The organism is Duganella sp. BJB1802 (assembly GCF_013369445.1).
Classification (GTDB): domain Bacteria; phylum Pseudomonadota; class Gammaproteobacteria; order Burkholderiales; family Burkholderiaceae_D; genus Rugamonas; species Rugamonas vulcania_A.
Genome location: NZ_JABWEF010000038.1, coordinates 1 through 9,153 on the forward strand (window position 1 = coordinate 1; position 9,153 = coordinate 9,153).

Annotated in this window: 8 protein-coding genes; 5 read left to right on the forward strand and 3 right to left on the reverse strand. The window is 64.2% G+C overall.

Features of this window, described 5'->3' with window-relative positions; genetic code table 11:
• Positions 1-334 (forward strand): TonB-dependent receptor domain-containing protein (locus tag HUX88_RS31510; RefSeq protein WP_176364331.1); only part of this gene is annotated, 334 nt, incomplete at its 5' end.
• Positions 335-337: 3 nt separating this feature from the next.
• Entirely contained in the window at positions 338-1,873 is a 1,536-nt protein-coding gene (locus tag HUX88_RS31515) for a histidine-type phosphatase (RefSeq protein ID WP_176364332.1), read from the forward strand.
• Between the two features lie 7 nt (positions 1,874-1,880).
• Here HUX88_RS31515 and HUX88_RS31520 read toward each other — a convergent pair whose 3' ends face one another.
• The 3 genes from HUX88_RS31520 to HUX88_RS31530 are packed head-to-tail and all read right to left on the reverse strand — an operon-like array spanning position 1,881 to position 4,233.
• The gene (locus HUX88_RS31520; protein ID WP_176364333.1) at positions 1,881-2,663 is read right to left on the reverse strand and encodes a LytTR family DNA-binding domain-containing protein; all 783 of its coding nucleotides are present in this window, start codon (positions 2,661-2,663) and stop codon (positions 1,881-1,883) included.
• Entirely contained in the window at positions 2,660-3,697 is a 1,038-nt protein-coding gene (locus tag HUX88_RS31525; protein ID WP_373886867.1) for a sensor histidine kinase, read from the reverse strand. The genes HUX88_RS31520 and HUX88_RS31525 overlap by 4 nt, the downstream gene beginning before the upstream one ends.
• A gap of 41 nt (positions 3,698-3,738) precedes the next feature.
• Positions 3,739-4,233: a nuclear transport factor 2 family protein gene (locus HUX88_RS31530; protein ID WP_176364334.1), complete on the reverse strand. Its 495-nt coding sequence runs from the start codon at positions 4,231-4,233 to the stop codon at positions 3,739-3,741.
• 210 nt (positions 4,234-4,443) lie between these two features.
• Here HUX88_RS31530 and fdnG point away from each other — a divergent pair, with 210 nt between their 5' ends.
• Genes fdnG through HUX88_RS31545 form a run of 3 tightly spaced genes read left to right on the forward strand, consistent with a single transcriptional unit; the run spans position 4,444 to position 9,099 of the window.
• A complete protein-coding gene (gene fdnG, locus HUX88_RS31535) occupies positions 4,444-7,515 on the forward strand; it encodes a formate dehydrogenase-N subunit alpha (protein ID WP_176364335.1) in 3,072 nt (1,023 codons plus the stop codon).
• A gap of 19 nt (positions 7,516-7,534) precedes the next feature.
• Positions 7,535-8,449 carry a formate dehydrogenase subunit beta gene (gene fdxH / locus HUX88_RS31540; protein WP_161082252.1) on the forward strand — a complete coding sequence of 305 codons (915 nt, stop codon included), beginning with the start codon at positions 7,535-7,537 and terminating at the stop codon, positions 8,447-8,449.
• Positions 8,446-9,099, forward strand: a complete 654-nt coding sequence (locus HUX88_RS31545; RefSeq protein WP_176364336.1) for a formate dehydrogenase subunit gamma — start codon at positions 8,446-8,448, stop codon at positions 9,097-9,099. The genes fdxH and HUX88_RS31545 overlap by 4 nt, the downstream gene beginning before the upstream one ends.
• The last annotated feature ends 54 nt before the right edge of the window (positions 9,100-9,153 follow it).

Consider the following 9,153-nt stretch of genomic DNA (forward strand, 5'->3'; position numbering starts at 1 on the left):
GGGGTTCAGGGGCACGCGGGGGGTCGGCGCGCCACGCCGCCAGGTGTCGGTGCAGGCGACCTGGCGCGACGTATTGCCTGGCCTGGCGCTGCACGCCGGCACGCAATACCTGGGCGAGCTGCCGATGGATGCGGCCAACGTCAACACGCTGCCGGCCTACACGCTGTTCGACGCGGGCTTCAACTACCGTCACCGCTACTTCGGCAAGATGGTCAGCGTGCGCGCCAACATCTCCAACATCGCCAACCGCAAATACTGGACCTACTACCAGGAGAACTACCTGAACGTGGGATCGCCGCGCACCGCCAGCGTGAATGTTCGCGTAGACTTCTAAACCATGAAACCACCACGCCTCGCGGCCGGCGCCGCCCTGTCCCTGTTGCTGTTGAATGCGTCCGGCGAGCTGTATTACCAGACCAAGACGCCGTATCAACCGCAGCAGCCCAGCACCAGCTACGAGGCGCCGCCGCAAGGCTACCGCGCGGTCTACACCCAGCTGCTGGCGCGGCACGGGTCGCGCGGCTTGAGCAGCATGAAGACCGACCTTGCGCTATACAAGCTTTGGCAGCTGGCGGAAAAGGAGAAGGCGCTGACGCCGCTGGGCGCCCAGTTGGGCGACGATCTTCTGCAAATGATGAAAGCCAATGCGCTATTGGGCTACGGCGTGGCCGGCATCACCAAGCCTGGCTACGGCAACGAGACCATGCAAGGCGTGACGGAGCACAAGCAGCTGGCCGAGCGCATGGTCCGCCGCTTGCCGCAGCTGTTCACTGACGCCGTGGCCGCGCAACGCCGCATCCTGCTCGTCACCTCCGGCAAGGACCGCGCGGTCGACAGCGGCGAGTATTTCGCCGGTTCGCTGGTGGCGCAGCAACCCAAGCTGCAAGCGCTGATCGTGCGTCCGCCATCGCTGGCGCCGCGCGCGGAAACGAATCACGACAGCCGCCCTGCGGGCACCGACCGCTTCCTGCTCTACTTCCACAAACTCAGCGCCAAGCAGGATGCGGTGGCCGACAGCGGCGATCCGCTGTACGCCACCTGGCGGGCCAGCCAGGAATACCAGGCTTGGATCCGGAGCGACGAGCTGCGTGCGCGCGAAGCTGCCATCCTGGCGCAGCCGCAGGTCGCGGCGGCTGCCAGGGCGGTGCTGGAGCGCCTGTTCACGCCGGCCTTCATCACCGGACTGGATCAGGGCCGCTACAGCGCCGCCAACACTGGCACCTACAGCTACACCAGCGCCGACAAGCAGTTCACCAACAAGCTGACCGGCGACGGCGACACCGAGATCAAGTCCGCGATCGACGCGGCGCAGGCGTTGTACGACTTGTACTCGGCGGCGGCCGACATGAGGGCCGAACTGAAAACCGACTTCACCCGCTACCTGCCGGCGGCGCAGGCGGCGGTGTTCGCGGCCACCGAGGACGCCATCGCCTTCTACACCAAGGGCCCCGGCATCAGCGAAAACGGCGGCGTCAATTACCGCATGGCGCAAACGCTGCTCGACGATTTCTTCAGCGAAGTGGACGCAATCGCCAGGGGCAACCTGTCGCACGCCGCCAAGCTGCGTTTCAGCCACGCGGAAATCGTGATCCCGATGGCGGCCATCCTCGGCCTGCCCGGCATGTCCGAGCCGCTGCCGCGCGCGGCGACCTACAGCTACGACAACAGCAACTGGCGCGGCGAAGCGGTCGCGCCGATGGCTGCCAACATCCAGTGGGATGTCTACGTCAACGACGAGGGCCGCACGCTGGTCCGCATGCTGTACAACGAGAAGGAAGCGGACTTCAAGCGCGCATGCGACCAGGCCAAGCTAACCCCGGTCAGCCATTTTTACGACTACGCCCGCTTGCGCGCCTGCTACCTTCCGAATTAACGCGGAATCAACCGCATCGGGCCTGGCTCACGTCCTGGCTTTTGTGGCGATCAATTGCCTCCAGCAGCGCCGGCATGTAGGTGCGGCTCGCGCGCAGCAGGCTGCCGTCGCGCAGGCGCAGCAAGGCGTCGCGATTGGTCAACGCTCGCAGTTCCTGGATCATGTCGATGCGAACTATAGCCGAACGGTGCACGCGTTGGAACCGCAGCGGATCGAGCTGCATGGCCAGCAGATGCAGGGGTTCCCGCACCAGATGCGTCTTGCCGCCCGCGTGCAGCGTCGCATAATCACCGTCCGCCTCGATGCGCTCGACATCGATAGCCCGCACGAGTACCGTGCGCGTCCCCGTTCGTATCGTGAACGTGTGTGTCCAGGGTACAGGCGCCGGCAAACGGACTTCTTCGTTCTTCCTGCGCCAGGGGAAGGCCCTTCTTGCGCGGTCCAAGGCCTCGTCGAAACGGTCGTCATCGACCGGCTTGAGCAAGTAGTCCAACGCCGCCAGGTCGAATGCCTGCAAGGCGAAGCTGTCATACGCCGTCACCAGGATCACCATGGGCCGGCCGTCCGCAGGCAGCGCGCGCAGCACTTCAAGCCCGCTTCGGCCTGGCATTTCGACATCCATGAAGACGAGGTCCGGACGCAACGCGGCCAGCCCCTGAACCGCGGTGTCGCCGTCTCCATACTCCGCCACCAGCTCGAAACCGGGCCTGTGCGCCAGCCGTGCCTTGAGCGCGAGCCGCGCCAGCGGCTCGTCGTCGACGATCGCGACGCTGATCGGGACCGGCATCATGCCGCCATCGGCCGCAGCGGCAGCGTCAGACGCACGTGGAAGCTGCGCTCACCGCGCCAGTCAGCGTCCAACCGGTGCTCCCCGCCGTACAGGTGGCGCAACCGCTCGGCCACATTGGCAAGGCCGATGCCGGCGCCGGTGGTCGCAGCCGACGCGGGCCGATGTCCATCGTTGAGCAGTTCGACCGCCAGGCTGGCGCCAGCACGCTCGACGCGGATGTCGAGCCGGCCCGCCGTCGCCAGCGGGGCGATGCCGTGACGGATCGCATTCTCGACCAGCGGCTGCAGCAGCAGGTACGGGACCGCCACGTCAAGCACGTCGGGGCCCGCCGTCATCGTCACCCGCAGACGCTCGCCGAGCCTTGCCTGCTCGATGCCGAGGTAGGCCTCGATCAATGCCAGTTCCTCGGCCAGCGCGTGTTCATGGCGGCCATCATGCACGAGGGTGGCGCGCAAAAAATCCGCCACGCGGCCGATCATGCGATTGGCCTCGCGATTATCGCCAGCGGCGACGAGCGCCGATATCGCATTCAGGGTATTAAAAAGGAAGTGCGGATTCACCTGCAGGCGCAGGGCGCGCAGCTCCGCGTCCCGCGCGTGCGCGAGGGCCTGCGCGAGGCGCAACCGGGTACGCTGCAGCGACAGGTAGTAGACCGCGACCGCATGCACGGCGCAGAACGCGATGAGCGCCAGCCAGCAGCCGTCCAGTCCCTGTACCAGGTGGGACCAGCGGTAGCCAGTCGCCAGCCCGAGCGCGATCGCAAGATGCTGCCCCGCCAGCGCATTCGCCACCGACATCGCGTAGCTTGCCGCCAGCAAGATCACCACTGTGGCCAGCAACGCGCTCTCACGGCGCCACAACTGGCGCTGCAGCCAGGCCAATGGCACGATCCACACCATGCAGGCGACGAAGTACAGCCCCCGGAAAGCGGCGGCGTAGCCATGCCCAAGCTCCGGCAGCCCGAGGATCGCCATGGAGGCGGCAACCGGCAGGGCGGCAAGGACGGCGACGAGTCTTGGTGCGGGTTCTTTCACGCTGGGTATCCGGGAGAGAGGAAAGCAGCGATTCTAGCGCGTCAGTCGCCTATCGAGTAAAGCATCGAGCTAATCTTCCAGCCATCCCCGGTCTGCACCATCTGCCAGCTTTCGCTCCCACGGTTGGTGACTTTTCCGTTGCCGAGGAAATCAAAGTTGAAGTAGACCGAGGCCACCGCGCCATTCGTTTCAATGCGAACGTCGTAGAAGCGCTCTTCGACCGGCCCGGTGGAAGTCTGGATGTAGTCCGCGAACTTTTTCCAGCTTGAGCGAACCACCTTGGGCGCCGCCGGGTTGTTCGCCTTGATCGATTTCCAGGTTGGGGTGTCGAGTACCGATAGCCAGCTGTCGTGGTCCGGCAGGAACAGGCCTCCCAGGGTTTTCCCGTCGTGGGCGATGATGGCGGACTGGAACTGCTGGACGACTTGGCGAATGGCGGCGACATCGACGTCATGTGCAGCGTCGGCCGCGCGCGCGGGCGCGGCGCACCAGGTGGCGATAATGAGGGCAAAAACAAAGGACGGCAGTTTGTGCATATAGTCTCCAATGTGAGTAAAAAGTCACGATAAGCGCCGGCGCCTCGCCGGTCGAGCCGATTGCGCCGGACCGTGCACGGGATGCGGCGAAGCGGTGCTGCCGCACCACCCACTGCCGAAAACACAACATCTGATTCAATTCGTTACGGGACTTCCGTTTTTATAGTGATAGACTTGGTAGGTCTTTTCATATCATGAGAGGCTTACCCCATGAACCAGATGACCAGGCGTCAGTTCCTTCGGGTGACTGGCGCGACCATCGCGGGTTCGAGCATCGCGCTTCTCGGCTTTGCGCCGGCATCGGCCCTGGCCGAAGTCCGGCAGTACAAGCTGGCGCGCAGCACCGAAACCCGCAACACCTGCCCCTACTGCTCCGTAGGCTGCGGGATCCTTATGTACGGCTTGGGCGACGGCGCCAAGAACGCCAAGGCCAGCATCATCCACATCGAGGGCGACGCCGACCACCCGGTCAACCGCGGCACGCTTTGCCCGAAAGGCGCGAGCCTGGTCGATTTCATCCACTCCGAAAACCGCCTGCTGGTGCCCGAGTACCGCGCACCCGGCGCGACCGAGTGGAGCAAAATCTCCTGGGACGACGCGCTGACCCGCATCGCCAAGTTGATGAAGGCCGATCGCGACGCCAATTTCATCGACAAGACGGCGGACGGCAAAACCGTCAACCGCTGGACCACCACCGGCATGCTGTGCGCGTCGGCGGGGACCAACGAGGTAGGTTACTTAACCCATAAAACCATGCGCAGTCTGGGCATGCTGGCATTCGACAATCAAGCGCGTGTATGACACGGTCCGACGGTGGCAGGTCTTGCCTCGACATTTGGACGTGGTGCGATGACGAATCACTGGGTAGACATCAAGAACGCTGATGTCATCCTGGTCATGGGCGGTAACGCAGCGGAAGCACACCCTTGCGGATTCAAATGGGTCACGGAAGCGAAGGCGCATCGCGGCGCGAAGCTGATCGTGGTCGACCCACGCTTTACCCGTACCGCTTCGGTGGCGGACTACTACGTCCCTACCCGCACCGGCGCGGACATCGTATTCCTGGGCGGGATCATCAACTACCTGCTCACGAACGACAAGATCCAGCACGAGTACGTCCGCAACTACACGGACATGCCCTTCATCGTCCGCGAGGACTTCGCCTTCAACGACGGCCTGTATTCGGGTTGGGACGACAAGGCGGGCAAGTACACGGACAAGAGCAGCTGGAACTACGAGATGGGCGACGACGGCTTTGCCAAGATCGATGCCACGCTCGAACACCCGCGCTGCGTGTATCAGCTGATGAAGAAGCACTACGCGCGCTACACGCCGGAGATGGTGGAGAAGGCTTGCGGCGTACCGCCCGAGAAGTTCCACAAGGTCGCCGAGATGCTGGCGTCGACCGCCGTTCCGGGCCGCGCCGCTACCATCCTGTATGCGCTGGGCTGGACGCAGCACTCCACCGGCGCGGAAACGCTGCGCACCGGCGCCATGGTGCAGCTCCTGCTGGGGAACATCGGCATCGCCGGCGGCGGCATGAACGCGCTGCGCGGCCACTCCAACATCCAGGGCCTGACGGACCTGGGGCTGCTGACCAATATGCTGCCCGGCTACCTGACGCTGCCCGGCGAGGCGGAGCAGGACTTCGAGGCCTACGCCGCCAAGCGCGCGCTGAAGCCTTTGCGTCCGAATCAGCTCAGCTACTACAGCAACGCCAAGAAGTTCCTGGTCAGCTTCATGAAGTGCTGGTGGGGCGACGCCGCCACGGAGGAGAACAACTACGCCTTCGACTACCTGCCCAAGCTGGACAAGCCGTACGACATGATGCAGGCCTTCGAGCTTATGCATCAAGGGAAAATGAACGGCTACATCTGCCAGGGCTTCAACATCCTGGCCTCGGCGCCGGACAAGCAGAAGATCACGGAAGCCTTGTCCAAGCTGAAGTTCCTCGTCGTGATGGACCCGCTCGCGGTGGAGACGGCGGAATTCTGGCGTCCCTTCGGCGAGTTCCACCAGGTCGATCCGACCAAGATCCAGACCGAGGTGTTCCGCCTGCCGACCACCTGCTTCGCCGAGGAACGCGGCTCGCTGGTGAGCTCCTCGCGCGTGCTGCAGTGGCACTGGCAAGGGGCCGACGGTCCTGGGCAGACCAAGAGCGATCTGGAGATCATGTCCGGCATCTTCCTGCGCATCAAAAAGATGTACCAGACCGACGGCGGCAAATTCCCCGACCCTATCGTCAACCTCACCTGGCCTTACGCCAAGCCATTCAGCCCAACGCCGGAGGAACTGGCGATGGAGTACAACGGCAAGGCGCTGAAGGAGCTTACCGATCCCAAGGACCCGACGAAAGTCATCCTGAAGAAGAACGAGCAGGTCTCCGGCTTCGCCCAGCTGCGCGACGACGGCAGCACGGCCTGCGGCTGCTGGATCTTCGCCGGCTGCTGGACCTCGGCCGGCAACCAGATGGGACGGCGCGACAACTCCGACCCGACCGGCATCGGCCAGACGCTGAACTGGGCCTGGGCCTGGCCGGCCAACCGCCGCATCCTGTACAACCGCGCCTCCTGCGACACCAAGGGCAAGCCGTGGGACCCCACGCGCAAGCTGGTGGGATGGAACGGCACCAACTGGGCCGGGGCCGACATCCCCGACTTCAAGGCGGACGAGCCGCCTGAAAACGGCATGGGGCCCTTCATCATGCTGGCCGAGGGCGTGGCCCGCTTCTTCTCGCGCGATGCGATGGCCGAGGGACCCTTCCCCGAGCACTACGAGCCGTTCGAAACGCCGGTCGGCCACAACCCGATGCACCCGACGAACGCGCGCGCCACCAGCAATCCTGTCGGCCGCATGTTCCCTGGCGACCGGGCCAAGCTGGGCAAGGTGGCCGAGTTCCCGCACGTGGCGACCAGCTACCGGCTGACGGAGCACTTCCACTACTGGACCAAGCACGCGCGCCTGAACGCCATTCTCCAGCCGGAGCAATTCGTCGAAATCGGCGAGGACCTGGGCAAGGAGATCGGCGTGGCGCATGGGGACCGCGTCAAGGTCAGCTCCAAGCGCGGGCACATCGTGGCCAAGGCCGTGGTGACCAAGCGTATCAAGGCGCTCATCATCGACGGCAAGAAGACCCACCAGGTCGGACTGCCGATCCACTTCGGGTTCAAGGGAGTCACCAAACCGGGCTACCTGATCAACACCCTCACGCCGACGGTTGGTGACGGCAATTCGCAGACACCGGAATTCAAGTCCTTCCTGGTGAAAGTGGAAAAAGCATGACGGCCCGAGGAGAATAACCATGGCACTACAATCCCTTGATATCAAGCGCATGTCGGCCACCACGGTGCAGGAACCGGTGGCGCGCACGCCCGTCACCGGCACCGTCGCCAAGTTGATCGACGTGTCGAAGTGCATAGGCTGCAAGGCCTGCCAGACCGCCTGCATGGAGTGGAACGACCTGCGCGACGACGTCGGCGAGACCACCGGCGTGTACGACAATCCGATTGACCTGTCGCCGCAATCGTGGACCGTGATGCGCTTCTCGGAACACGAAACCAACGACGGCAACCTTGAATGGCTGATACGCAAAGACGGCTGCATGCACTGCGAGGACCCGGGCTGCCTGAAGGCCTGCCCCTCGCCGGGTGCCATCGTCCAGTACACCAACGGCATCGTCGACTTCCATCAGGAGAACTGCATCGGCTGCGGCTACTGCGTGGCCGGCTGTCCGTTCGACGTGCCGCGCATCTCCAAGAAGGACGACCGCGCCTACAAGTGCACGCTCTGCTCGGACCGCGTGGCGGTGGGCCAGGAACCTGCCTGCGTCAAGACCTGCCCCACCGGCGCCATCGTCTTCGGCACCAAGGAGGACATGAAGGACCACGCCGCGGAGCGCATCGAGGACCTGAAGTCGCGCGGCTACGCCAACGCAGGCTTGTACGATCCAGCCGGCGTGGGCGGCACGCACGTGATGTATGTGCTGCACCATGCGGACCAGCCGGGCCTCTATCATGGCCTGAAGGCCAATCCGAGCATCAGCCCCATGGTCGGTCTGTGGAAGGGCCTGACCAAGCCATTGGCGCTGGCCGGCATCGCCGTCACGGCGCTGGCGGGCTGGTTCCACTACTCGCGCGTCGGGCCGAATGAGGTGAGCAAGGACGAGGAAGCCGAGGCGCTGCATGAAGCCAACCGTATCCGGGAGAGCGAAAAATGAGCACACCTGATCGCGACAAGGACGGCAACCCGCTGATCGAGCGCTATACGCCGAATGAGCGCAGCAACCACTGGATCACCGCCATCTGCTTCGTGCTGCTGGCGGTGTCCGGGCTGGCCATGTTCCATCCGGCGACCGCGTGGCTGGCGATGTTCCTGGGCGGAGGCCAGTGGACGCGCATCCTGCATCCGTTTATCGGACTGGTGATGTTCGTGTCGTTCGCGCTGCTGGTGGTGCGCTTCTGGCATCACAACCGGTTCGAGCCGGGCGATAAACAGTGGTTGGATCAAATCGGCGACGTGATCCACAAGCGGGAGGACAAGGTGCCCAAGGTGGGCCGCTACAACGCGGGGCAGAAGGTGCTGTTCTTCGTGCTGATCTTCTGCATGTGCGGCCTGCTGCTGTCGGGCGTGGTGATCTGGCGCGCCTACTTCGCGTTCTACTTCCCTATTGACCTCGTACGCTTCGCCGCGCTGCTGCACGCCTTCTGCGCGTTCGTGATCATCTGCTCCATCGTGATACACGTCTACGCGGGCTTGTGGGTGAAGGGTTCGATAGGCGCCATGGTGCGCGGCACTGTCACCTACGGGTGGGCGCGGAAGCATCACCCGCGCTGGTTTGAGGAGGTCGCGCGCAAATCACGTGATTGACCCGGCAGTTTAGGATTAGAATAGTTGGAGAGTCGGCGGCGCCGGCGCCGCCGG